The sequence below is a fragment of the Variovorax sp. ZS18.2.2 genome (assembly GCF_024701975.1).
GTDB lineage: Bacteria > Pseudomonadota > Gammaproteobacteria > Burkholderiales > Burkholderiaceae_C > Variovorax.
In genome coordinates this window covers 63,255-85,760 of record NZ_JANLNM010000012.1, presented here as the reverse complement: position 1 = coordinate 85,760, position 22,506 = coordinate 63,255, and the positions used below count along the sequence as shown (strand labels likewise).

Genomic DNA, 22,506 nt, shown 5'->3' with positions numbered 1-22,506 from the left:
TGTCAGTGGACGGGGCTGGCGCCGCTCAGCTGTTCAAGCCCCACTTCTTGAGGATCGCGTCGATGCTGCCGTCGGCCTTCAACTTGGTGAGCGCCGCGTTCACCTTGCCCATGGTTTCGGTGTCGCCCTTGCGCGTGGCGATGCCGATGCTGTTGACCATGGTGGGCTGGTAGGTCGTGACCATGCGCAGGTTCGGGAACACGTTCTTCGAGATCGCGTAGGCCGCAATGGGGTAGTCGAGCACGCCCGCGTCGATGCGCCCGGCATTGGCGTCGCGCATCAGGTCGGCGGTGGTGTCGTAGAGCTTGACCTCGCTGAAGATGCCGAGCTTTTCTAGCTTTTGCAGCGGCTCGACGAAGGCGGTGCCAACCTGCACGCCCATGCGCTTGCCCTTGAACTCGGCGAAGCTGCGGTAGGCGGTGGTGTCCTTCACGGGCACCACGATGCCTTCGCCGTAACTGTAGATGGGTTGCGAGAAGTCCACCACTTCCTGGCGCACTGGCGTGATGAACATTGCAGCCGAGATCAGGTCGATGCGCTTGGAAGTGAGCGAACCGATCAGCGCCGAGAACTGCATCGGCTCGATCTGCACTTCGAAGCCCGAGGTCTTGCCGACGGCCTTGACGATGTCCGCCATGATGCCGTCGATGGTGTTGGTCTTGGTGTCCAGAAAGGTGAACGGGTTGCCGGTGGGCGTGGACCCGACCTTCAGCACGGTCTGGGCCGAGGCCTGGCCACCGAAGGCCATGCTCAGCGTGGCCAGCAGGAAGGCTGCAAGGGACGAAGCGATTTTCATGGTGAGTTCCTCTTTGAAAAAAAGATCGGATGCCATGCGGCAGCGGGTATAGCGCTGCCCTGGGTGCTTCAGTCGGATGGCCCCGCCGTTGGGCCGGGGCTCATCCGGGTGAACATGTGATCGCCCACAGGACGGTGGTGGGCGTGGTGCCGGGATTGCGCCAGCGGCGCGGCGTGCCGCCGTCGTAGCAAAAACTGTCGCCGGCCTTGAGCTTGAGCAATTGCCCTTGCACGAAGAGCTCGAGCTGGCCCTCGATGACGTAGCCGACCTGCTCGCCCTTGCGCGTGAAGAACAGGTCGTCGCCGGTGGAGCCGCCCGGATCGATCACCGCGCGGTACATCTCGACGCCGCCCGCAGCAGCTGGCGGCGTGAGGTTTTCCTTGTGGATGCCCTTGTCGCCGAGGTCGATGCGCTTGTGCGTGCCGGCGCGCGCCACCGCACCCTTGGCCTCGCCTTCGCTGTACTGGGTGTTGCGCACCAGGGTCTCGATGGGCAGTTGCAGCTCCTGCGCCAGCGCGCCGAGGGTGCGCATGGAGATGGAGCGCAGCCCGCGTTCGAGCTGGCTCAGCAGGCTGACCGAAATGCCGCAGGCCTGAGCCACCTGCTGCAGCGAGCGGCCCAGCGCCTGCCGCCTTCTGCGCAATTGCTCCCCGAGCCAGAGGTCGATGACCGAATGGATGCGCTGCGCCCCGGGCGCATCAGGCGGTTGGACGGGGGCTGGAGGCGGACGAACCGGCAATTGCGACACCGTGGCCTTTGTAAAACTTTCACAAGATGCTTAAGTTTTACACACAATGCCGCCAGCCACCAGCAAATTTGCGTTGGGGTATGCCAGAAGCGCAAATGCCGGCACAGGGCCGGCATTTGCGTGAAAAGGGCGAAAGCCCAGGGATTACAGGCCGGCTGCTGCGCGCAGTGCAGCGGCTTGCGTCGTCGCTTCCCAGGTGAACTCGGGCTCTTCACGGCCGAAGTGGCCGTAGGCGGCGGTCTTCTGGTAGATCGGGCGCAGCAGGTCGAGCATCTGGATGATGCCCTTCGGGCGCAGGTCGAAATGCTCGCGCACGAGTGCGGCGATCTTGTCGTCGGGGATGAGGCCGGTGCCTTCGGTGTAGACCGTGATGTTCATCGGCTCGGCCACGCCGATCGCGTAGGCCACCTGGATCTGGCACTGGCGCGCGATGCCGGCGGCCACGATGTTCTTGGCCACGTAGCGCGCGGCATAGGCGGCCGAGCGATCGACCTTCGACGGGTCCTTGCCCGAGAACGCGCCGCCGCCGTGCGGGCAGGCGCCGCCGTAGGTGTCGACGATGATCTTGCGGCCCGTGAGGCCGCAGTCGCCGTGCGGACCGCCGATGACGAAACGGCCGGTCGGGTTGATCAGGTAGCGCGTTTCCTTGAGCCATTCCTTCGGCAGCACGGGCTTGATGATCTCTTCGATGATGGCTTCGTTGAACGAGGCCTTCATCTTGGTCGAGGTCTCGCTCTGGTCGGGGCTGTGCTGCGTGGAGAGCACCACGGTGTCGATGCTGTGGGGCTTGCCGTCCACGTAGCGCATCGTGACCTGGCTCTTGGCGTCGGGGCGCAGGAACGGCAGCCGGCCATCCTTGCGCAGCTGGGCCTGGCGCTCCACGAGGCGGTGCGCGTAGTAGATCGGCGCGGGCATCAGCTCGGGCGTTTCGTCGCAGGCGTAGCCGAACATCAGGCCCTGGTCGCCGGCGCCGGTGTTCAGGTGGTCGTCGCTCGCGTGGTCCACGCCCTGGGCGATGTCGTTGGACTGCTTGTCGTAGCAGACCATCACCGCGCAGCCCTTGTAGTCGATGCCGTACTCGGTGTTGTCGTAGCCGATGCGCTTGATGGTGTCGCGTGCGACCTGGATGTAGTCGACGTGCGCGTTGGTGGTGATTTCACCGGCGAGCACCACGAGGCCGGTGTTGGTCAGCGTCTCGGCGGCCACGCGGCTGCGGGGGTCCTGCTCGAAGATCGCGTCCAGGATGGCGTCCGAGATCTGGTCGGCGACCTTGTCGGGGTGGCCTTCGGAAACGGATTCGGAAGTGAAGAGGAAATCGTTCGCCATTTTTTCAAAGCTCCTTGAAGTGGTTTGGCGCGTTGCCAACTCTGCGGAGCCCTGGCGAACGCTTTAGCAGATGCCGAAGAATCGGCGGGGCACAATCGCTTCGCGCTTGTGGTTGTCGCCCTGCAAGTTGTTCCGTAACTCGGCGACAATTTGCATTCTATTCGAGCCGCGCAATACCATGCGCGCGCGTCCGTTTTTTGACTCCCCTCCCGTTTCAATGATGACCCTGTTCCGCCTGCTTGCCCGCGTGCCGATGCCGTTGATGCATCGCCTGGGTGCCATGCTGGGCTGGCTGGTCTGGTTCTGCGCGCCGGACTACCGCCGCCGATTCAAGGCCAATGCCGAAAGCGCGGGTTTTGCCCCCGACCAATACCGTCCGGCCATCGCCGCCGCCGGCCATATGGCGTCCGAGTTGCCCTGGCTGTGGCTGCGACCGCAAGGAGAAAGCGTGCTGCCGCGCGTGGTGCGTTGGGAAGGCGTCGAGGCCTTCGAGGCCGCCATGCGGGCGAAGAAGGGCGTGATTCTGGTTGCGCCGCACCTGGGCAGCTGGGAGATGTGCGGCCAGGCGATCGGCGAGCGCTTCTTCGAGGCCTTCGGCCCGATCACCGCGCTGTTCCGTCCGGCGCGCAAGAAGTGGATGGCCGATCTGATCGCCGCGGGCTCGCGCGACCGGCCAGGCCTGCAGACGCTGCCGACCAACAACACCGGCGTGCGCGGCCTGATCCGCACGCTGCGCAGTGGCGGCTACACCGGCATCCTCCCTGACCAGGTGCCGCCGATGGGGCAGGGCGTGTGGGTGCCGTTTCTCGGTCGGCCGGCCTACACCATGACCTTGCTCCCGCGCCTCGCGCAGCAGACCGGTGCGGCGTGTTTTCTCAGCGTGTGCGAGCGGCTGCCGCGCGGCGCGGGCTACGTGATCCGCTTCGAGCCCATCGTGGACACCGCGCTGACCGACCCGAACGCCACCGTCGAAGACGCGGCCGCGGCGATGAACGACGGCATCGGCCGCCTGATTCGCAGCCTGCCCGACCAGTACGTCTGGGACTACGCGCGCTACAAGGAGCCGCGCGCCGACCGGGCCGTCGCAGCTGCCACCGGGGAGCAGACGCCATGAGCCTCAGCTCCCGACTTGGTATCGGCTTCATGCGGGTGCTTGCACCGCTGCCTCTGCCGGTGGTGCGCGGCTTCAGCAAGATCCTCGGCCGCCTGCTGCACACCATCGCCGTGCCGCGGCGGCGCGTGGTCGACCGAAACCTCGCCCTGTGCTTCCCTGAAAAATCGGAAGCCGAGCGCCGCGCCATCGCGCGCGAGACCTTCGTCTTCGTCGCGCAGTCATGGCTGGACCGCAGCTGGCTCTGGCACGCGCCCGAGAAGGTCGTGGCGAGCCGCTTGAAGATCGTGGGCTCGGCGTCCGAGATCCGCGAAATCGCCGAGGGCGATACGCCGATGATCCTGTTCGCGCCGCACTTCTACGGCCTCGATGCAGCGGCCACGGCGCTCACCATGCACACGGCGCGGCCCTCGGCCACGATCTACACGACGCAGCGTGACCCGATGGTCGACGATTGGATTCGCGAAGGCCGCACCCGCTTCGGTGACGTGGCGGCGCTCAATCGCGTGGACGGCATCAAGCCGGTGCTCTCGGGCCTGCGCAAGGGCGGGCTGCTGTACCTGCTGCCCGACATGGACTTCGGCCGCGACCAGACGATCTTCGTGCCGTTCTATGGCGTGCAGGCCGCGACCGTGCCTTCGCTGTCGCGCTTCGCGCGGCTGGGCAGAGCCAAGGTGGTGCCGGTGGTGGCGAAGCTCACGCCCGGCGGCTACGAGATCGAGGTGAAGTCTGCGTGGCAGAACTTCCCTACCGACGACGTGGAGGCCGACACGGCCCTCATGAACGAGCGGCTGCAGGGGTACATCGATGCGATGCCATCCCAGTACTACTGGGTGCACCGTCGCTTCAAAACTCGCCCCGACGGCGAGCCGAAGATCTACTGAAGGCCGACCCGTTCACGCTGAGCATGTCGAAGCACCGCGCAAGGCTTCGACAGGCTCAGCCCGAACGGTTTCCAGGAATCAGCTCCGCTGCAGGAAGGCCTCGATCTCGCGCGCGACCAGCTGCGGCTGCTCATGCACGATCCAGTGGGTCGCGTTGGGCACCTTCTTGACCTCGAGCTTCGGCACGTATTCCTCGAGTCCTTCGAGCAGGCCCGGCAGCAGCGCCGCGTCGTCCAGCGCCCAGAACACGAAGGTCGGCACGTTCACCGTGAACCGTTCGCGCGGCAGTACCGGAATGCCGTCGACGGTCTGGCCCGGCAGTGGCGGCTTCATCGGCGTCACGCGATAGAGGTTGCAGGCGCCGGTGAGGCCTGCGCTCCAGACCTCGCGGTACCGCTGCTTCACTTCTTCGGTCAGCCAACCGAAGCCATCGGAGCCGGCCTTCATCAGCGTGAAGAAGGGCCACATGCGCTTGAAGTCATCGGCCGCGAGCAGCGCCTCGGCATCGGGGCGCGCGAGGAAGTGCATGTAGGCGCTGGCCTGCTGCTGCGCCGCACTGTTGCGCAGTTCGCGCGTGAAGGTGCCGGGGTGCGGCGAATTGATGATGACCAGCTTGCCGACCTGCTCGGGGAAGGCGTTGGCGTAGCCCCAGGCGAAGGCGCCGCCCCAGTCGTGGGCGACCAGCGCGGCCATCGTGCCGTCGGCGCTTTCGGTGGCGACTAGCTGCTGGATGTCCTGGATCAGCAGGTGCGCCTTGTACTCGGCCACCTCGGTCGGCGAACTGGATTTCTCGAAGCCGCGCAGGTTGGGCGCCACGCAGCGGTAGCCGCCGTGGGCCGGGTCCGCGAAGTAATCGAGCAGTTCGTCCCAGATGAACGCGGCCTCGGGAAAACCGTGCAGGAACACCATCAGCGGCTGGCCCGGCTTGCCGCTCGTGCGACAGCTCAGGGTGGTGCCGTTGGGCAGGCTGCGTTGGAAGGTCTCGATCATGCTTCTTGTCTCCTTGGTTGACTGTCGCTATTGTTTTGATAGTGAACGGAGCAGGCGGGACGGTCAATGCAGCCGTTCGGCCTCAGGTCTCTTCCGGTGGCTCCGGCGTTTCCTGGGCTTCAGCCGGCGCCGCGCCGCCTTCCGGGTGCACCCACTGCCACAGCAACTGGGCTGCGTCACCGACGCCCTGCTTCTTCAGCGCCGAGAACAGTTTGACCTCGCCGCCGCCGGCCTGGAGTCGCGTAATCGACAGCACCTTGGCGCCCTCGCTGCGCGTCAGCTTGTCCGACTTGGTCAGCAGGATGAGGAACTTGAGGCCTTGTTGCACGCGCGGGCGGATCACATCGAGCAGGATCTCGTCGAGCTCGGTCAGACCGTGGCGCGGATCGCACATCAGGACAACCCCTCGCAGGCTTTCGCGCGTCATGAGGTAGTTGCCCATCACGCGTTGCCAGCGCAGCTTGGCTTCCTTCGGCACGGCCGCGTAGCCGTAGCCGGGGAGGTCAGCCAGCACCGCGTCGTCGACCTTCTGCTTGCCGATGCCGAACAGGTTGATGTGCTGCGTGCGGCCCGGCGTTTTCGAGGCAAAGGCCAGGCGCGTCTGCTGGGTGAGCGTGTTGATGGCGGTCGATTTGCCCGCGTTCGATCGGCCGACGAAGGCGATCTCCGGAAGGTCGACCGGAGGCAGGTGTTCCAGCTGCGGAGCGCTGGTGAGGAAGTGGGCGGTGTGCAGCCAGCCGAGGGCCACGCGCTCGCGTTCGGCGACCTGTGGGTCCGCGGCGGGGGCCGCGCGGGGAGGATAAGCGGCGGACTTGGCGCGCGGGGAGGTCATCAATGGGCTTTCGGAACGGGGCGCCATTGTAGAATCGCGGGGTTTTGCGCCATAAATCTAAGCCCCCGATATGAAGTTGTTTGCCAATATTCTGCTTGCAGCCCTCATGGCTGTCGTCCTGGGTAGTGCAGCCAGCGCGAGTTTTGCAGCCGATGAACATGCAGCGGCCCCCGCAGCAGCTGTCGCCAAGCCGGCCAAGCCCGATCCCGCCAAGGGCGACACGGTGTTCAACGCAACGCCGGCCAACAGCCAGAGCTGTGCTTCGTGCCACAACGCCGACGGCAACTCGGCCATCGCGGCCAACCCGAAGCTGGCGCAACAACATCCCGAATACATCCTCAAGCAACTACAGGACTTCAAGTCCGGCGCCCGCAAGAGCGCGATCATGAAGCCGCTGGCTGCGGCGCTGTCCGACGAGGACATGCGCAACATCGCCTGGTTCGTCGGCTCGAAGAAGATCAAGACGGGCTTCTCGAAGGACAAGGACATCATCGCCCTCGGCGAGAAGATCTACCGCGGCGGCATCGGCGATCGCCAGATCCCGGCCTGCGCAGGTTGCCACAGCCCGAACGGCGCCGGCATTCCTGCCCAGTACCCGCGCCTGGGTGGCCAGAACGCTGAGTACACCATCGCCCAGCTCACGGCCTTCCGCGAGAACGTGCGCAACAACAGCATCCCGATGACCGGCGTTGCCGCCAAGCTCAACGACCGCGAAATCAAGGCCGTGGCCGACTACATCGCCGGCCTGCGCTGATCCCGCGCTTTCCAGCGTGAACTAACCGCCGACAACAACCCCAAACAAAGGGCGGGCCGATCCAGGAGGATGGCCCGCCCTTTTGCTTTTTCCTCCTTTCCAGCGCCCACCCGATGTCAGTCTCCACCCATGGCCTTCGCGTTCATCGCGGCCCGCAAGTGCTTCGCGCGGCGGTGGAGCTGTTCTCGTCGATGCGCTTCGCGATCGCGCTGCTCACCGTCATCTGCATCGCCTCGATCATCGGCACGGTCATCAAGCAGCACGAGCCGATCAACAACTACATCAATCAGTTCGGGCCGTTCTGGGCGGAGTTCTTCCGCGCGGCGCGGCTCGATTCGATCTACAGCGCCTGGTGGTTTCTGCTGATCCTGCTGTTCCTGGTGATCAGCACCACGCTGTGCATCGCACGCAACACGCCGCGCATCCTGGTCGACCTGAAGACCTTCAAGGAAGACATCCGTGCGCAGAGCCTGAAGGCCTTCGGCCAGCGCGCCGAAAACAAGCTTGCTGAAACGCCGGACGCGGCCGCCAACCGCATCGGCCAGCTGCTGGTGAGCGGCGGCTGGAAGGTCAAGCTGCAACAGCGTGATGGTTCTCGCGAGGGCTCGGGCGACGGCAAGACCGCGCCGGGCTGGATGGTCGCCGCGCGTGCCGGCGGCGCCCACAAGCTGGGCTACATCGCGGCGCACAGCGCCATCGTGCTGGTGTGCATCGGCGGCCTGCTCGACGGCGACCTCGTGGTGCGCGCGCAGACCTGGTTCAACGGCAAGAGCGTGTTCACCGGCGGCGGCATGATCGCCGACGTGGCCCCCGAGCACCGGCTCTCGGTCAACAACCCGACCTTCCGCGGCAACATCCTCGTGCCCGAGGGCGGGCAGGGCAGCGTGGCCATCCTGAACCAGGCCGACGGCGTGCTGCTGCAGGAGCTGCCGTTCTCCATCGAGCTCAAGAAGTTCATCGTCGACTACTACTCGACCGGCATGCCCAAGCTCTTCGCGAGCGAGGTGGTGCTGCACGATCGCGAGACCGGCGCGCAGGTGCCGGCGCGCATCGAGGTGAACCATCCGGCCAGCTACAAGGGCGTGGAGATCTACCAGTCGAGCTTCGACGACGGCGGCTCCAAGGTGAAGCTCAAGGCGGTGCCGATGGCGGCCGCGGCCAAGCCCTTCGAGGTCGAAGGCATCATCGGCGGCCCCAACACCGAGATCACCAATGGCAAGGACAAGCTCACGCTCGAGTACGCCGCGCTGCGCGTGATCAACGTCGAGAACTTCGCCGACGGCGGCGCGTTGGGGAGCGGCGCCGACGTGCGCAAGGTCGACCTGCGCCACAGCCTCGAGTCGCGCCTGGGTGCTGCCAACAAGACCAACAAGCCCAAGGTGCTGCGCAACATCGGCCCGAGCATCGGCTACAAGCTGCGCGACGCCGCCGGCCAGGCGCGGGAGTACCAGAACTACATGGTGCCGGTCGACACCGGCGACGGCCAGCCGGTGTTCCTGCTCGGCATGCGCGAGAAGCCCGAAGACCCGTTCCGTTACCTGCGCGTGCCGGCCGATGAGCAGGGCTCCATGGACGGGTTCGTGCGCATGCGTACCGCGCTCGGCGATGCCGACACCCGTGCGCGCGCCATCGAGCGCTACGTGGCCAAGGCGAGCGATCCGAAGCGGCCCGAAATGGCCGAGCAGCTGCGCGTGTCGGCCACCCGCGCGCTCGCGTTGTTCTCGGGCAGCGAGCGCGCCCGCGCCGATGCCACGACGGCCGGCGGCTGGCAGGCGATTGCCGAATTCATGGAAGTCAACGTGCCCGAGGCCGAGCGCGAACGCGCCGGCGCGGTGCTGGTGCGCATCCTCAACGACGTGCTGTTCGAAGTGCTCAACCTGAGCCGCGAAGGCGCAGGCCTCGCGGCCCTGCCGAGCGACGACAAATCGCAGGCCTACCTTACCCAGGCGGTGCTGGCCATCAGCGATGCGCACTTCTATCCGGCGCCCGTCGCGATGATGATGACCGACTTCACCCAGGTGCAGGCCAGCGTGTTCCAGGTGGCGCGCGCCCCCGGCAAGAACGTCGTGTATCTGGGCTGCCTGTTGCTGATCGTCGGGATTTTTGCCATGCTGTACGTGCGCGAGCGGCGCCTCTGGGTGTGGCTCACGCCCGATAGCGCAGCTTCCGGAGACAACACAACGGCCGCCACGATGGCCTTTTCGGTCAACCGCAAGACGATCGACAGCGACCGCGAATTCGAGCATCTCAAGCACAAGCTGCTCGCACTGGACAAAGAACCAACGGCGACACCATGAACACCACGACCCTCACGCTCAATGAAAGTTGGCTCTCGCGCCGCAACCTGTTCGACTGGGTGTTCGCGGCGCTGGTGCTGGCCGGCGGCCTGTTCGCCTTCACGCGCTATGCGGGGTCGATGGACTATTACGAGAAGCCGATCCTCGCCGCCGCGGTGATCGCGATGATCTCCATCGGCTGGTTCTGGCGCCCGCTGCGGGTGCTGGCCATCGTGGTAGCCGCGGCTTCGCTGCTGGCGATCACCTCCTACCAGGGCGACCTGGCGCGCGCCGACTCGGTGTTCTGGCTCAAGTACTTCCTCTCGAGCCAGTCGGCCATCCTCTGGATGAGCGTGCTGTTCTTCATGAGCACGGTGTTCTACTGGCTCGGCTTCTTCGGCGGCAAGCAGGCCGACACCTTCGACGCGATCGCCTCGCGCCTGGCCTGGGCGGCCGTGACGATGGCGCTGATCGGCACCATGGTGCGCTGGTACGAGAGCCACCAGCTCGGCCCGGACATCGGCCACATCCCGGTGAGCAACCTGTACGAAGTGTTCGTGCTGTTCTGCTGGCTGACGGCCGCGTTCTACCTCTACTTCGAAGAGCGCTACAACACGCGCGCACTCGGCGCCTTCGTGATGCTGGTGGTGAGCGCCGCGGTCGGCTTCTTGCTCTGGTACACGATCGTGCGCGAGGCGCATGAAATCCAGCCGCTGGTACCTGCCCTGCAGAGCTGGTGGATGAAGCTGCATGTGCCCGCCAACTTCATCGGTTACGGCACATTCGCGCTCGCGGCGATGGTGGCCTTCGCCTACCTCATCAAGGAGCAGGCCACCGAGACCCGCTGGTACAAGCTCACGCCGATCTGGCTGCTGGGCGTGGCGCTGTGCTTCGTACCAGTGGCGTTCCGCCAGCGCGTGCAGGAAGCCGGCGGCAGCTACTGGGTGATCTACGCGGGCATCTCGGCGCTGATCGCCGCGGGCATCCTGCTGGGGCGCAAGCGCATCGCGGCCCGCCTGCCGGCCAACGAAGTGCTCGACGACGTCATGTACAAGTCGATCACCGTCGGCTTCGCCTTCTTCACCATCGCCACCGTGCTCGGTGCCCTGTGGGCGGCCGACGCCTGGGGCGGTTACTGGAGCTGGGACCCGAAGGAAACCTGGGCGCTGATCGTCTGGCTCAACTATGCGGCCTGGCTGCACATGCGGCTCGTGAAGGGCCTGCGCGGCACGGTGGCTGCGTGGTGGGCGCTGGGCGGCCTGGCTGTCACGACATTCGCGTTCCTCGGCGTCAACATGTTCCTGAGCGGCCTGCACAGCTACGGCACGCTGTAGGCGCGTCCGCCGCCTTTCGCGAAGAATTGAAACCGCGCGCCGCCATGGCGCGTAACCAAACCAGGGCATGCCACGAACTACCCTGAGTACAACGATTCACGCGAAAGGCCTGTCATGTCGTTCCCATCCCGTCCGCACCGTCCCGACCACAGCGGTTTCATTCATCCGCTGTCGAGCGAAATCACGCCGCGCGCCGCCTATGAAGGCCGCCGCGACATGCTCAAGCTGATGGCCGGTGGGGTCGCAGGCGCGGCGCTGGCCGGCTTGGCCGGACGCGAGGCTTTCGCGCAAACCGCGGGTCCGCACAAGCTGGCGCTGCTGCCCGCCGTCAAGTCGACGGTGGCCGGCGCACAGACGATGGAAAAGCTCACCGACTACAAGGACGCGTCGAGCTACAACAACTTCTACGAGTTCGGCACCGACAAGGGCGATCCGGTCAAGAACGCCGGCACGCTGAAGACCCGCCCGTGGACCGTCGAGGTCGAAGGCCTGGTCAAGAAGCCGGGGAAGTACGGCATCGAAGACCTGCTCAAGCTCAGCGCACAGGAAGAGCGCATCTACCGCCTGCGCTGCGTCGAAGGCTGGTCGATGGTCATCCCGTGGATCGGCTATTCGCTGGCCGAGCTCATCAAGAAAGTCGAGCCACAGGGCAACGCGAAGTTCATCGAGTTCGTGACGCTGGCCGATCCGAAGACCATGCCGTTCGTCGGCTCGCGTGTGCTCGACTGGCCGTATACCGAGGGCCTGCGCATGGACGAGGCGATGCATCCGCTCACGCTGCTGGCCTTCGGCATGTATGGCGAGGTGCTGCCCAACCAGAACGGCGCCCCGGTGCGCCTCGTGGTGCCATGGAAGTACGGCTTCAAGTCGGCCAAGTCGATCGTGAAGATCCGCTTCGTCGAGAAGGAGCCGAGCACGGCCTGGAACAAGGCGGCGGCGCAGGAGTACGGCTTCTATTCGAACGTGAACCCGAACGTCGACCACCCGCGCTGGAGCCAGGCAACCGAGCGCCGCATCGGCGATGGCGGCGGGCTCTTTGCCAAGCGCAACAAGACGCTGATGTTCAATGGCTATGAAGCGCAGGTCGGCCAGCTGTACGCGGGCATGGACCTGAAGAAGAACTACTGATGCGGGCGCGCACCCCTGCTGCCCGCGGGGGCGCGACCCGAACGCCATGAACAAGCTGCTGCTCCATCCCGCCGCCAAGCCCCTCGTCTTTGTGCTGTGCCTGCTGCCGTTCGCGTGGCTGGCCTACGGCGTGGTCGTTGGACAATTGGGACCCAACCCTCAGGAGTACCTGATCCGCGCGACCGGCGACTGGACGCTGCGCTTCATCTGCATCGTGCTGGCGGTGACGCCGCTGCGCGTCATCAGCAAATGGAATGCGCTCGCTCGTTTTCGCCGCATGCTGGGCCTCTTCGCGTATTTCTACGTGGTGCTGCACCTCTTGTGCTACAGCTGGTTCGACATGAGCTTCGAATGGGGCGAGATCGCGAAAGACATCGCCAAGCGTCCATTCATCCTGGTGGGCTTCTCGGCGTTCGTGCTGCTGACGCCGCTGGCGGCCACCTCGTTCAATCGCGCGATCAAGGCGATGGGCGCGAAGCGCTGGCAGATGCTGCACAAGCTGGTCTACGTGATCGCCGGATTGGGCCTGCTGCACTTCTTCTGGATGCGCGCGGGCAAGAACAACTTCGCGGAAGTGTTCGTCTACGCAGCGATCATCGCGGTGCTGCTGGGGTGGCGCGTGTGGAACTACGCGAGCAAGCGCAAGGCGAAGGCGCCCGCCGGCGCGCGCGGCGGCGAGAAGCCGCTGCGCAGCACCACTTCTTAAATCTGTTCGTTGCGCAGCTGGTCTTCCATCGTCTCGCGGCGACGGATCAGCGTGGCGCTCTGGCCGCTCACCAGCACTTCGGCCGCACGCGGACGCGTGTTGTAGTTGCTGGCCATGCTCATGCAGTACGCGCCCGCCGAGAGCACGGCCAGCAGGTCGCCGGCCAGCACGTTGAGTGCGCGGTCGCGACCGATCCAGTCGCCGCTTTCGCAGACCGGACCGACCACGTCGTAGGTCGGCGCATCGCCGGCGCGGATGCGCAGCGGCACGATCTTCTGGAAGGCCTGGTACATCGCGGGGCGCGGCAGGTCGTTCATCGCCGCATCGACGATGCAGAAATTCTTGTCTTCGCCGGGCTTGGTGTAGAGCACCTCGGTCACGCACACACCCGCATTGCCGACGAGCGAACGGCCGGGCTCGATGACCAGCTTGCGCTGGCCGAAGCCGCGCGCGTCCAGCTTGGCGAGCAGTTGCTGCCAGAGGTCATCGGCCTTGGGCGGCACTTCGCCGTTGTAGTCGATGCCCAGGCCACCGCCGAAGTCCAGATGCTGGATCGGCACGCCGGCCGCCTCGATGGCCTCGACCAGGTCGAGCACGCGGTCGCAGGCGTCGAGATACGGCGAGGCTTCGGTGATCTGCGAGCCGATGTGGCAATCGATGCCGATCACCTCGAGGCCCGGCAGCTTTGCGGCGTGGCGATACGCCTCGACCGCGCGGTCGTGCGCGATGCCGAACTTGTTGCCCTTGAGGCCGGTGGAGATGTAGGGGTGCGTCTTCGGATCGACGTTCGGATTGATGCGGATGCTGATCGGCGCGCGGCGGCTTTCGGCCAGCGCCACTTCGTTCAGCACATCGAGCTCGGCTTCGCTCTCGACGTTGAAGCAGGCGATGCCCGCCGCCAGGGCCTGGCGCATTTCGGCACGGGTCTTGCCGACGCCCGAGAAGATGATCTTCTTCGGATCGGCGCCGACGGCCAGCACGCGGGCGAGTTCGCCGCCCGAGACGATGTCGAATCCGCAACCCGCCTCGGCGAACACGCGCAGCACGCCGAGCGACGAATTGGCCTTCATCGCATAGCAGATCAGGGCGTCGCGGCCCTCAAAGCCGCGCTGGTAGGCGGCCAGCGCATCCAGCATCCATTGCTTCGAATAGACGAACAGCGGCGTGCCGTGTTCGCGAACCAACGCATCGAGGGCCAGCCCTTCGACATGAAGGGCGCCGTCGCGGTGTGCGATGTGGGGATGGCCGGGGAGGGAAGCGTTCGTCACTTGGGCGCTCCGCTGCCGGTGGTGGCTGCGGCCGGCGCGCTGCTGGCAGCGGCAGGCTTGGGAGCAGCTTCGTTGCTGGAAGCGCCGGAGCCGCCGGGGGTGATCAGTTGCGGCAGGGTGGCCCGCTGGGCAGCTGCCGGATCGCTCGGCAGGTACAACGCACCGCGCTGGCCGCAGGCGGCTAGCCCGGCAGCCGCGGCGGCGATGCAAACCATGAGCACAGTGCTGCCGCGGGCGGTCACTAGAATTTGACGAACATTCAACATAACGAAATTGTAATGACCGACACCGAGTACATGGACCGCGCCGAATCAGCGCTCGCTGCGATCGAGCAAGCCTGCGATCGCATCAACGACGCGACCGACGCCGACATCGACAACCAGCGGGTGGGCGGGATGATCACGATGTCCTTCCAGAACGGCAGCCAGCTGATCGTGAACCTGCAGAAGCCGCTGCAGGAGATCTGGCTGGCCGCGCGCTCCGGTGGTTATCACTATCGGCACGACGGCCAGGCCTGGGTCGACACCAAGACGGGCGAGGAGTTCTTCGGCAACCTCTCGCGTGAAGCCACGCTGCAGGCAGGTCAGCCGCTGGCGTTCGCGGCCGCCTGATTCGCCGTCGTCAGTTCCTGAAGAGATCCAGGATGCGGTTGCGCTCTTCCGGCGGCGCCGGCGGGCTCACCGGTGCGCCGGTCAGGGCCTCGACCGGCGCCACGGGTGCTGCCGCTTCCACGCCCAGGGTTGCCACGCCGCGGCCCGGCGCATAGTCGTCGTAGTACCACTCGCCGCCCACATTCACGATGCCCGAGGGCGGCGTGGTCGACAGGTCGGTCACGGGCACGCCCTTGATGGCGGTCTCCATGTAGTTGATCCAGATCGGCAGGCTCAGGCCGCCGCCGGTTTCACGGTCGCCCAGGTTGCGCGGCGTGTCGTAGCCGATCCACGAAATGGCCGTCATCGTGGGCTGGAAACCCGCGAACCAGGCATCGAGCGAATCGTTGGTCGTGCCGGTCTTGCCGTACAGGTCGACACGCTTGAGCATGGCCTGTGCCTTGGCGGCGGTGCCGGCACGGGCCACGGAATTGAGCAGCGTGTCCATGATGAAGGCGTTGCGCTGGGGAATGGCGCGGGTCGCCTCGTTGAGCAGCGAGGGCTGCTTGTCGACCAGGAGCTTGTCCTTGTGGTCGGTGATGCGGGTCACGAGGTAAGGATTGACGCGGTACCCGCCATTGGCGAACACCGAGTAGCCCACCGCCATTTGCATTGGCGTGACGGCGCCTGCGCCCAGCGCCATCGGAAGGTAGGCGGGGTGCTTGTCCTTGTCGAAGCCGAAGTTGGTGATCCAATCCTGCGCGTAGCGGGTGCCGATGGATTGCAGGATGCGGATCGACACCAGGTTCTTCGACTTCATCAGCGCCGTGCGCATCGACATCGGGCCGTCGTAGCCACCGCCGTAGTTCTTCGGCTCCCAGGGCTGGCCGCCGGTGGTGCCGGCATCGAAGAAGAGCGGGCCGTCGTTGATGACCGTGGCGGGGGTGAATCCCTTTTCGAGCGCCGCCGAGTAGATGAAAGGCTTGAAGCTCGAACCCGGCTGACGCCAGGCCTGCGTGACGTGGTTGAACTTGTTTTTGCCGAAATCGAAGCCGCCGACCAGTGCCTTGATCGCGCCGTCGCGCGGGTCCATGGCGATGAAGGCGCCTTCCACTTCAGGCAACTGCGTGATTTCCCAGGTGTTCTTGGGCGTCTTCACCACGCGGATCACCGCACCGCGGCGGATCTTGATGTTGGGCGGCGCCTTGTCGGAGAGGCCTGACTGCGCGGGCTTGAGGCCTTCGCCAGTGATCTGCACTGGGTCGCCATTGCCGCGCACCGCGGTGATTTCCTTGGCATTGGCCTTGAGCACCACGGCCGCCATCACGTCGCCGTTGTCGGGATGGTCGGTCAGTGCGTCGTCGACGGCTTCGTCGAGGTCCTTGTTGTCGGCCGGCAGGTCGACGAACTTCTCGGGGCCGCGGTAGATCTGGCGGCGCTCGTAATCCATGATGCCCTTGCGCAGCGCCTTGTAGGCAGCCGCCTGATCGGCTGCGACCAGCGAGGTGTAGACCTTGAGCCCGCGCGTGTAGGTGCTGTCGCCGTATTGCGCATACATCAGCTGGCGCACGGTTTCGGCGACGTATTCGGCGTGCAGGCGGTTCGGGTCGGCGGCATCGCGCAGGTGCAGTTCCTCCTTCTTGGCTTCGGCCGCCTGCTCGGCGGTGATGAAGCCGGATTCCTGCATGCGGTCGATCACATAGAACTGGCGGCCGCGCGCGCGTTGCGGGTTGTTGACCGGGTTGTTCGCGCCCGGCGCCTTCGGCAGGCCGGCCAGCATGGCGGCTTGCGCGATGGTCAGTTCCTGCAAGGGCTTGCCGAAATACGCTTCGGATGCAGCGGCAAAGCCGTAGGCGCGATTGCCGAGGTAGATCTGGTTCAGGTAGATCTCGAAGATCTGGTCCTTGCTGAGCAGGTGCTCCAGCTTGAAGGTCAGCAGCACCTCGTAGACCTTGCGGGTCAGCGTCTTCTCGGAGCTCAGGTAGACATTGCGCGCCACCTGCATCGTGATAGTCGAGGCGCCCTGGCTCTTCACGCGGTTCAGGTTGGCCAGGCCGGCGCGAACCATGCCCTTGTAGTCGACACCGCCGTGGTCATAGAAGCGCGCGTCCTCGGCGGCGAGCACCGCGTCTTTCACCACCTTGGGAATGGCGGCGATCGGCGTGAGGTTGCGGCGCTCTTCGCCGAATTCACCGATCAGCGTGCCTTCGGCGGAAAAAACCCGCAGCGGCAGCTTGGGCCGGTAGTCGGAAAGTTCCGAGATGTCCGGCAGGTTCGGATAGGCGACCGCCAGGGCCACCGCGACCACGCAGACGACCGACAGCACACCGGCCGCGGCAATGCCGAGCCCCCAGAACACGAAGCGCAGCAGCCATTTGAGCCAGGCTGGGCGCGCGGGAGGAGGGGTCTTGGCTGGCCCTTTGGGGCGTGAAGTTTCTTGCATGAGGGCCCGGAGAGTCACCGGACATTATAAAAAGCCGCCCCTTGGGCGCGATCCGAACTTTGTTTCGCTGTGCAGTCCTAATCCAAAAGTTACAGAATGCGGCTTTGACGTCAGGTTTTGACAACGGTTGTCCGTTTTGCCCCCTCGGGTTGCTTGGTTGGCGTTACGCCTGCTGCTAGAGTGCAACCGAACGCATATTTTTCCATTGGTTACAAATACAGGGGGAGAGGGACCTAACTTGGCTGCTCTTGGATCATTGTTTCGTCGTCAAAACGCCCCCTTGCTTGGGCTGGATGTCAGCTCGTCCAGCGTCAAGCTGGTAGAGCTCGGCCGCGAGGCCAGCGGCAAGCTGGTTCTGGAGCGCTGCGCCATCGAGCCCCTGGAACGCGGCTGGATCACGGACGGCAACGTCGAGAAGTTCGACGAGGTGGCCGAAGCCGTCCGGCGCGTCGTGCGCAAGAGCGGCACCAAGACGCGCAACGTCGCGCTCGCGCTGCCGCCCTCGGCGGTGATCACCAAGAAGATCATTCTTCCCGGTGGCATGAGCGAGCAGGAACTCGAGATCCAGGTCGAGTCCGAAGCCAATCAGTACATCCCCTTCTCGCTGGACGAGGTGAGCCTCGACTTCTGCGTCACGGGCCCGAGCACCAGCTCCGCCGGTGATGTGGAAGTGCTGATCGCCGCGTCCCGCAAGGAAAAGGTCCAGGACCGCGAAGGCCTGGCCGAAGCGGCCGGGCTGAAGGCCATGATCCTGGACGTCGAGTCCTATGCCTCGCGCCTCGCAACCGCACGCCTGATCGAGCAACTTCCCGGCAAGGGCGTGGATTCGATCGTGGCGCTCTTCGAGGTGGGCGCTTTCACCACCAGCATGCAGGTGTTGCGCAACCAGGAAGTGTTGTATGACCGCGACCAGGCCTTCGGTGGCGCCCAGCTGACCCAGCTGATCGTCCGCCAGTACGGCTTTTCCGCCGAGGAAGCCGAAGCCAAGAAGCGCAGCGGCGACCTGCCCGACGACTACGGCTCAGGCGTGCTCAAGCCCTTCGTGGAAAGCATCGCGCAGGAAATCGCGCGCGCGCTCCAGTTCTTCTTCACCAGCACGCCGCACAACCGGGTGGACTATGTGTTGCTGGCCGGCGGTTCGTCGTCGCTGCCGGGGCTGACCAGTGCCGTCACCCGCCAGACCTCTTTTGCCTGCTCGCTCGTCAATCCGTTCGACGGCATGGATTTCGGGCCGAGCATCCGCGAGAAGAAGGTGCGGCGCGAAGCGCCCTCGTACCTGACCTCTTGCGGCCTTGCCATGCGGAGGTTCCTGCAGTGATCCTCATCAATCTGCTTCCGCACCGCGAAGCCGCCCGCAAGCGGCGTCGCGAGGCCTTCTATGGAACCCTCGGCGGCGCTGCGCTGCTGGGCGGCTTGATCGCAGGCCTCGGCTACCTCTGGTTCGAGGCGCAGATCTCGACTCAGCAATCGAAGAACAGCTTCCTGCAGGCCGAGATCAAGAAGCTCGAGGTCGAGATCAAGGAGATTTCGACGCTACAGGACGAAATCGCGTCGCTGCGCGCACGCCAGCAGGCGGTCGAAGACCTGCAGGGCGACCGCAACCTGCCCGTGCACCTGCTCAACGAACTGGTCCGGCAACTGCCCGACGGTGTCTATCTGACCAACATGAAGCAGGACAACCAGACCGTCACGCTGCAAGGCATGGCGCAGTCGAACGAACGCGTGTCGGAGCTGCTGCGCAACCTGGGCAACAACAGTCCCTGGCTGGTGAAGCCGGAGCTGGTGGAAATCACTTCGACGACGGTCAATCTGAGCCAGCGCGATCAGCGTCGCGTCGCGAATTTCACGATGAAGATCGGCCTGAAGCGGCCGACCGATGCGCAGAAGGCTGCAGCCGAAAAGGCATTGGCGGCAGCGGCGCAGGCCAAGGGGTAATCGATCATGGCAAGCAATCGCCCCTCCCAAAAAGTAGACGCCGGTGCCGTGCTGCGGAATGTCGGCGACCAATTCCGCGGACTGAATCCGAACGATCCGTCGGTGTGGCCGGCGATCCCGCGCTATGCCCTGTGCCTGGCCGTGACTGCGCTGGTGCTCGTGGGGTTGTGGTTCGTCTGGCTCACCAACTCCAACGACCAACTCGAGAGTGAGCGGGCCAAGGAAGTGACGCTCAAGACCGACTACCAGAAGAAGGTCGCGCAGGCGGCCAATCTCGACCTGCTGAAGAAGCAGCGCGAGCAGGTGCAGCAATACGTGACCCTGCTCGAGAAGCAACTGCCCAGCAAGGCGGAAATGGATGCACTGCTCTCGGACATCAACCAGGCCGGGCTCGGCCGAAGCCTGCAGTTCGAGCTGTTCCGCCCGGGCTCGGTGTCGGTGAAGGACTACTACGCAGAGCTTCCGATCGCCATTCGCGTCACGGGGCGCTATCACGACATGGGTGCTTTCGCTGCGGACGTCGCCAGCCTCTCGCGCATCGTGACGCTCAACAACGTGACGATCACGCCGCAAAAGGACAAGGACGTGCTGACGATGGATACCACCGCGCGCACCTTCCGCTATCTCGACGAGGACGAGCGGGCCGCCCAGAAACGCGCCACGGCGCCGAAGGCGAAGAAATGAGGACGGCAAGCAAAGTCCTGTGGCTGATGCTGGCCACGGCGGGTCTGAGCGCCTGCGATTCCGGCCAGGAAGACCTCCAGCGCTGGATGGTCGAGCAGCGCGCCCAGGTGAAGCCTTCGGTGCCGCCGATTGCCGAGCCCAAGAAATTCACGCCTCAGGCGTATACCGAAGGCTCCTCCTTCGAGCCGTTCAACATCCTGAAGCTGACGCAGGCGCTGCGCCGCGAGTCGAACCAGCCGAGCACCTCGGAGCTGATCGCGCCCGAACTGGCGCGCCGCAAGGAGTCGCTCGAAGCCTTCCCGCTGGATTCGATGGCCATGGTCGGCAGCATGAACCGCAACGGCCAGCCGGTGGCGCTGGTTCGTGTCGACAAGCTGCTCTACAAGGTGCGCGTCGGCGAGTACCTGGGGCTCAACTACGGGCGCATTACCCGTATCAACGAAACCGAAGTCGCCTTGCGTGAAATCGTGCAAGACGCCGCCGGTGAATGGATCGAACGCGTGGCGACATTGCAGCTGCAAGAGAGTGCGAAATGAACCAAAAAAAATCAACGATGGCACAGTGGCTGCGCGCCACCGGGCTGGGTCTGCTGGCCTTCGGTGCACTTGCCGTCGCCCATGCGCAAAATGCGATCGAGGCTGTGACCAGCTCGACGCAATCCGGCGCCGAGGTGATCCGGATCGATCTCGCCCAGCCGCTCACGGCGGTGCCGGCCGGATTCGCCGTCCAGACGCCGGCGCGGATCGCGCTCGACTTCCCGGGCGTGACGAATGCCATCGGGCGTTCTGCCATTGAGGTGAATCAGGGCAACCTGCGTTCGGTCAATGTAGTTCAGGCCGGCGAGCGTAGCCGCGTGGTGCTGAACCTGAAGCAGGCCACCGCATACAAGACGGAAATCCAGGGCAAGTCGCTGCTGGTCGTCCTCGAACCGGTGGCTGGCACTGCATTGGCTGCATCCACGGCCACGGTTTTCGCGGAGAACCGCAACCGTGACACGCTGCCCCTGCGCGACGTCGACTTCCGCCTCGGCGCCGACAGCACCGGCCGCGTCATCGTCGATCTGCCGAACAATCAGGTGGGCGTCGACGTCAAGCAACAAGGCAAGAACCTCGTCGTGGAGTTCACCAAGTCGACGCTGCCCGAGGGCCTGCGTCGCCGTCTCGATGTGGGCGACTTCGGAACACCGGTCCAGCTGATCACATCGCAGCAGTCGGGCGACCGCGTGCGCATGACGATCGAAGCCAAGGGCGACTGGGAACACAGCGCCTACCAGAGCGAAAACCAGTTCGTGGTGGAAGTCCGTGCTCGCAAGGTGGACCCGACCAAGCTGACACAGGGCGTGGGCTACAACGGCGAGAAACTCTCGCTGAACTTCCAGAACATCGAGATCCGCTCACTTCTGCAGGTGATTGCCGACTTCACGAACTTCAACATCGTGACCTCTGACTCGGTGACTGGTGCGCTGACGCTGCGCTTGAAGGACGTGCCGTGGGATCAGGCGCTCGACATCATCATGCAGGCTAAGAACCTGGGCATGCGCAAGAACGGCAGCGTGCTGTGGATTGCGCCCAAGGATGAAATCAACGCCAAGGAAAAGCTCGAGTTCGAGGCGAAGGCTGCGATCGAGAATCTGGAGCCGCTGCGGACGCAATCGTTCCAGTTGAACTACACGAAGGCGATCGCTATCGCGCAGGGCCTGATGGGTACTGGAGCTTCGGCCGGCGGCAGCGGCGGTGGCAGCAGCAGTGGCACTACGACCCGCATCTTGAGCCCCCGTGGCAGCGTCATCGCCGAATCTCGAACCAATCAGTTGTTCGTGTCTGATATTCCATCGCGCCTGGCGCAGGTGACGGAGCTGATTCAGAAGCTGGACATTCCCGTCCGTCAGGTGCTGATCGAAGCTCGTATCGTCGAAGCTTCCGACACGTTCGGCAAGTCACTCGGCGTTCGCTTGGGTGGTGGCATTGCAGGAGAGCGCTTTGCTTCGTCGGCCGGCAACCGTGCGTTCGGAACGGTCGGCGCGATGCCTGTCTCGGGCACGGGCGGTTCGGGTGGCAATAGCGGTGGCACTCCCACAACGACTTGGACCAATTCCAACTTCGTCAACCTGCCTGCAGGCGATGCAGGCCAGGCAGGCACCGCAGCCGGCACCTTCGCGATCTCGCTCTTCAATTCGAGTTTCTCGCGCATGCTGAACCTCGAAATCTCCGCGCTCGAAGCCGACGGCAAGGGCAAGCTGGTTTCCAGCCCTCGCGTCATCACTGCCGACCAGACCAAGGCGCTGATTGAGCAGGGCGAAGAAATTCCTTATCAGCAGGCGACTTCCAGCGGCGCGACCTCCATCTCGTTCCGCAAGGCGGTGCTGAAGCTGGAAGTCACCCCGCAGATCACGCCTGAAGGCAACATCATCCTGACCCTGGATGTGAGCAAGGATGCGCGCGGCGTCAATACACCGTCAGGCCCAGCCATCAACACCAAGCACGTGCAGACCGAGGTGCTGGTGGAGAACGGCGGCACGGTTGTCATCGGTGGTATCTTCGAACTTACCGAAACCAATGACGAGTCGCGCGTGCCGGTGCTGGGTGAGGTGCCCTATCTAGGGGCACTGTTCCGCAAGCGTGAACGCATTGCCAACAAGACCGAAATGCTCGTCTTTATCACTCCAAAGATGATTACCGACCGCAACGCTGCGCGCTGACGC

21 protein-coding genes are annotated in these 22,506 nt (G+C 64.9%); 13 read left to right on the top strand and 8 right to left on the bottom strand.

What is annotated here, in order from left to right; genetic code table 11:
• Positions 1-25: 25 nt before the first annotated feature.
• The 3 genes from NU688_RS31285 to metK all read right to left on the bottom strand — a co-directional run bounded on the left by NU688_RS31285 (position 26) and on the right by metK (position 2,870).
• Positions 26-796, bottom strand: a complete 771-nt coding sequence (locus tag NU688_RS31285; protein ID WP_257864764.1) for an ABC transporter substrate-binding protein — start codon at positions 794-796, stop codon at positions 26-28.
• A gap of 100 nt (positions 797-896) precedes the next feature.
• Positions 897-1,544: a helix-turn-helix domain-containing protein gene (locus tag NU688_RS31280; protein WP_257864763.1), complete on the bottom strand. Its 648-nt coding sequence runs from the start codon at positions 1,542-1,544 to the stop codon at positions 897-899.
• A gap of 144 nt (positions 1,545-1,688) precedes the next feature.
• A complete protein-coding gene (metK, locus tag NU688_RS31275) occupies positions 1,689-2,870 on the bottom strand; it encodes a methionine adenosyltransferase (RefSeq protein WP_257864762.1) in 1,182 nt (393 codons plus the stop codon).
• A 217-nt stretch (positions 2,871-3,087) separates the two neighbouring features.
• On the opposite strand from metK, the gene NU688_RS31270 reads away from it, so the two are divergent.
• Together NU688_RS31270 and NU688_RS31265 are read left to right on the top strand one after the other, a co-directional pair.
• Entirely contained in the window at positions 3,088-3,984 is an 897-nt protein-coding gene (locus NU688_RS31270; RefSeq protein ID WP_257864761.1) for a lysophospholipid acyltransferase family protein, read from the top strand.
• Positions 3,981-4,865, top strand: a complete 885-nt coding sequence (locus NU688_RS31265; protein ID WP_257864759.1) for a lipid A biosynthesis acyltransferase — start codon at positions 3,981-3,983, stop codon at positions 4,863-4,865. Before NU688_RS31270 ends, NU688_RS31265 begins: the two co-directional genes overlap by 4 nt.
• Before the next feature lie 78 nt (positions 4,866-4,943).
• Here the strand turns inward: NU688_RS31265 and NU688_RS31260 are convergent, their stop codons facing one another.
• Together NU688_RS31260 and yihA are read right to left on the bottom strand one after the other, a co-directional pair.
• Complete coding sequence (locus NU688_RS31260; protein ID WP_257864758.1) at positions 4,944-5,855, bottom strand: alpha/beta fold hydrolase; 912 nt, start codon at positions 5,853-5,855, stop codon at positions 4,944-4,946.
• Positions 5,856-5,937: 82 nt separating this feature from the next.
• On the bottom strand, positions 5,938-6,687 hold the full coding sequence (gene yihA, locus NU688_RS31255) for a ribosome biogenesis GTP-binding protein YihA/YsxC (RefSeq protein ID WP_257864757.1): 750 nt from the start codon (positions 6,685-6,687) through the stop codon (positions 5,938-5,940).
• Between the two features lie 70 nt (positions 6,688-6,757).
• Between yihA and NU688_RS31250 the strand changes: the two genes are divergently transcribed.
• The 5 genes from NU688_RS31250 to NU688_RS31230 all read left to right on the top strand — a co-directional run bounded on the left by NU688_RS31250 (position 6,758) and on the right by NU688_RS31230 (position 12,885).
• Positions 6,758-7,441 carry a cytochrome c gene (locus tag NU688_RS31250; RefSeq protein ID WP_257864756.1) on the top strand — a complete coding sequence of 228 codons (684 nt, stop codon included), beginning with the start codon at positions 6,758-6,760 and terminating at the stop codon, positions 7,439-7,441.
• A 113-nt stretch (positions 7,442-7,554) separates the two neighbouring features.
• Complete coding sequence (locus NU688_RS31245) at positions 7,555-9,738, top strand: cytochrome c biogenesis protein ResB (RefSeq protein ID WP_257864755.1); 2,184 nt, start codon at positions 7,555-7,557, stop codon at positions 9,736-9,738.
• Positions 9,735-11,051 carry a c-type cytochrome biogenesis protein CcsB gene (ccsB, locus tag NU688_RS31240; RefSeq protein ID WP_257864754.1) on the top strand — a complete coding sequence of 439 codons (1,317 nt, stop codon included), beginning with the start codon at positions 9,735-9,737 and terminating at the stop codon, positions 11,049-11,051. Before NU688_RS31245 ends, ccsB begins: the two co-directional genes overlap by 4 nt.
• Before the next feature lie 114 nt (positions 11,052-11,165).
• Positions 11,166-12,179, top strand: a complete 1,014-nt coding sequence (gene msrP, locus NU688_RS31235) for a protein-methionine-sulfoxide reductase catalytic subunit MsrP (RefSeq protein ID WP_257864753.1) — start codon at positions 11,166-11,168, stop codon at positions 12,177-12,179.
• A 46-nt stretch (positions 12,180-12,225) separates the two neighbouring features.
• Positions 12,226-12,885 (top strand): sulfite oxidase heme-binding subunit YedZ, encoded by a 660-nt coding sequence (locus tag NU688_RS31230; protein WP_257864752.1) that lies wholly within the window; start codon positions 12,226-12,228, stop codon positions 12,883-12,885.
• Here NU688_RS31230 and lysA read toward each other — a convergent pair.
• Positions 12,882-14,153 carry a diaminopimelate decarboxylase gene (gene lysA / locus NU688_RS31225; protein ID WP_257864751.1) on the bottom strand — a complete coding sequence of 424 codons (1,272 nt, stop codon included), beginning with the start codon at positions 14,151-14,153 and terminating at the stop codon, positions 12,882-12,884. The two genes, NU688_RS31230 and lysA, sit on opposite strands and share 4 nt — an antisense overlap.
• Complete coding sequence (locus NU688_RS31220) at positions 14,150-14,368, bottom strand: lipoprotein (RefSeq protein ID WP_374684714.1); 219 nt, start codon at positions 14,366-14,368, stop codon at positions 14,150-14,152. Before NU688_RS31220 ends, lysA begins: the two co-directional genes overlap by 4 nt.
• 63 nt (positions 14,369-14,431) lie before the next feature.
• Between NU688_RS31220 and cyaY the strand changes: the two genes are divergently transcribed.
• Positions 14,432-14,764, top strand: a complete 333-nt coding sequence (gene cyaY / locus NU688_RS31215; protein ID WP_257864749.1) for an iron donor protein CyaY — start codon at positions 14,432-14,434, stop codon at positions 14,762-14,764.
• A 10-nt stretch (positions 14,765-14,774) separates the two neighbouring features.
• On the opposite strand, the gene NU688_RS31210 is transcribed toward cyaY, so the two are convergent.
• The gene (locus NU688_RS31210) at positions 14,775-17,186 is read right to left on the bottom strand and encodes a penicillin-binding protein 1A (RefSeq protein ID WP_257864748.1); all 2,412 of its coding nucleotides are present in this window, start codon (positions 17,184-17,186) and stop codon (positions 14,775-14,777) included.
• A gap of 238 nt (positions 17,187-17,424) precedes the next feature.
• Here NU688_RS31210 and NU688_RS31205 point away from each other — a divergent pair, with 238 nt between their 5' ends.
• From NU688_RS31205 to pilQ, 5 genes are read left to right on the top strand one after another with little or no spacing between them, the layout of a single operon-like run.
• Positions 17,425-18,504, top strand: a complete 1,080-nt coding sequence (locus NU688_RS31205) for a pilus assembly protein PilM (protein WP_013539687.1) — start codon at positions 17,425-17,427, stop codon at positions 18,502-18,504.
• Positions 18,501-19,121: a PilN domain-containing protein gene (locus NU688_RS31200; RefSeq protein ID WP_257864747.1), complete on the top strand. Its 621-nt coding sequence runs from the start codon at positions 18,501-18,503 to the stop codon at positions 19,119-19,121. Before NU688_RS31205 ends, NU688_RS31200 begins: the two co-directional genes overlap by 4 nt.
• 6 nt (positions 19,122-19,127) lie before the next feature.
• Positions 19,128-19,805, top strand: a complete 678-nt coding sequence (locus tag NU688_RS31195) for a type 4a pilus biogenesis protein PilO (RefSeq protein ID WP_257864746.1) — start codon at positions 19,128-19,130, stop codon at positions 19,803-19,805.
• Positions 19,802-20,341, top strand: a complete 540-nt coding sequence (locus NU688_RS31190; protein WP_206177493.1) for a pilus assembly protein PilP — start codon at positions 19,802-19,804, stop codon at positions 20,339-20,341. The genes NU688_RS31195 and NU688_RS31190 overlap by 4 nt, the downstream gene beginning before the upstream one ends.
• Positions 20,338-22,503, top strand: coding sequence for a type IV pilus secretin PilQ (gene pilQ, locus NU688_RS31185; RefSeq protein ID WP_257864744.1), 2,166 nt, complete (start codon positions 20,338-20,340; stop codon positions 22,501-22,503). Before NU688_RS31190 ends, pilQ begins: the two co-directional genes overlap by 4 nt.
• Positions 22,504-22,506: the final 3 nt, after the last annotated feature.

Coding starts and splice junctions, on each gene's coding strand:
- NU688_RS31285 (WP_257864764.1), bottom strand. CDS start 796: ATGAAAATCGCTTCGTCCCTTGCAGCCTTCCTGCTGGCCACGCTGAGC.
- metK (WP_257864762.1), bottom strand. CDS start 2,870: ATGGCGAACGATTTCCTCTTCACTTCCGAATCCGTTTCCGAAGGCCAC.
- NU688_RS31270 (WP_257864761.1), top strand. CDS start 3,088: ATGATGACCCTGTTCCGCCTGCTTGCCCGCGTGCCGATGCCGTTGATG.
- NU688_RS31265 (WP_257864759.1), top strand. CDS start 3,981: ATGAGCCTCAGCTCCCGACTTGGTATCGGCTTCATGCGGGTGCTTGCA.
- NU688_RS31260 (WP_257864758.1), bottom strand. CDS start 5,855: ATGATCGAGACCTTCCAACGCAGCCTGCCCAACGGCACCACCCTGAGC.
- yihA (WP_257864757.1), bottom strand. CDS start 6,687: ATGACCTCCCCGCGCGCCAAGTCCGCCGCTTATCCTCCCCGCGCGGCC.
- NU688_RS31250 (WP_257864756.1), top strand. CDS start 6,758: ATGAAGTTGTTTGCCAATATTCTGCTTGCAGCCCTCATGGCTGTCGTC.
- NU688_RS31245 (WP_257864755.1), top strand. CDS start 7,555: ATGTCAGTCTCCACCCATGGCCTTCGCGTTCATCGCGGCCCGCAAGTG.
- ccsB (WP_257864754.1), top strand. CDS start 9,735: ATGAACACCACGACCCTCACGCTCAATGAAAGTTGGCTCTCGCGCCGC.
- msrP (WP_257864753.1), top strand. CDS start 11,166: ATGTCGTTCCCATCCCGTCCGCACCGTCCCGACCACAGCGGTTTCATT.
- NU688_RS31230 (WP_257864752.1), top strand. CDS start 12,226: ATGAACAAGCTGCTGCTCCATCCCGCCGCCAAGCCCCTCGTCTTTGTG.
- NU688_RS31220 (WP_374684714.1), bottom strand. CDS start 14,368: ATGGTTTGCATCGCCGCCGCGGCTGCCGGGCTAGCCGCCTGCGGCCAG.
- cyaY (WP_257864749.1), top strand. CDS start 14,432: ATGACCGACACCGAGTACATGGACCGCGCCGAATCAGCGCTCGCTGCG.
- NU688_RS31210 (WP_257864748.1), bottom strand. CDS start 17,186: ATGCAAGAAACTTCACGCCCCAAAGGGCCAGCCAAGACCCCTCCTCCC.
- NU688_RS31195 (WP_257864746.1), top strand. CDS start 19,128: ATGGCAAGCAATCGCCCCTCCCAAAAAGTAGACGCCGGTGCCGTGCTG.
- NU688_RS31190 (WP_206177493.1), top strand. CDS start 19,802: ATGAGGACGGCAAGCAAAGTCCTGTGGCTGATGCTGGCCACGGCGGGT.
- pilQ (WP_257864744.1), top strand. CDS start 20,338: ATGAACCAAAAAAAATCAACGATGGCACAGTGGCTGCGCGCCACCGGG.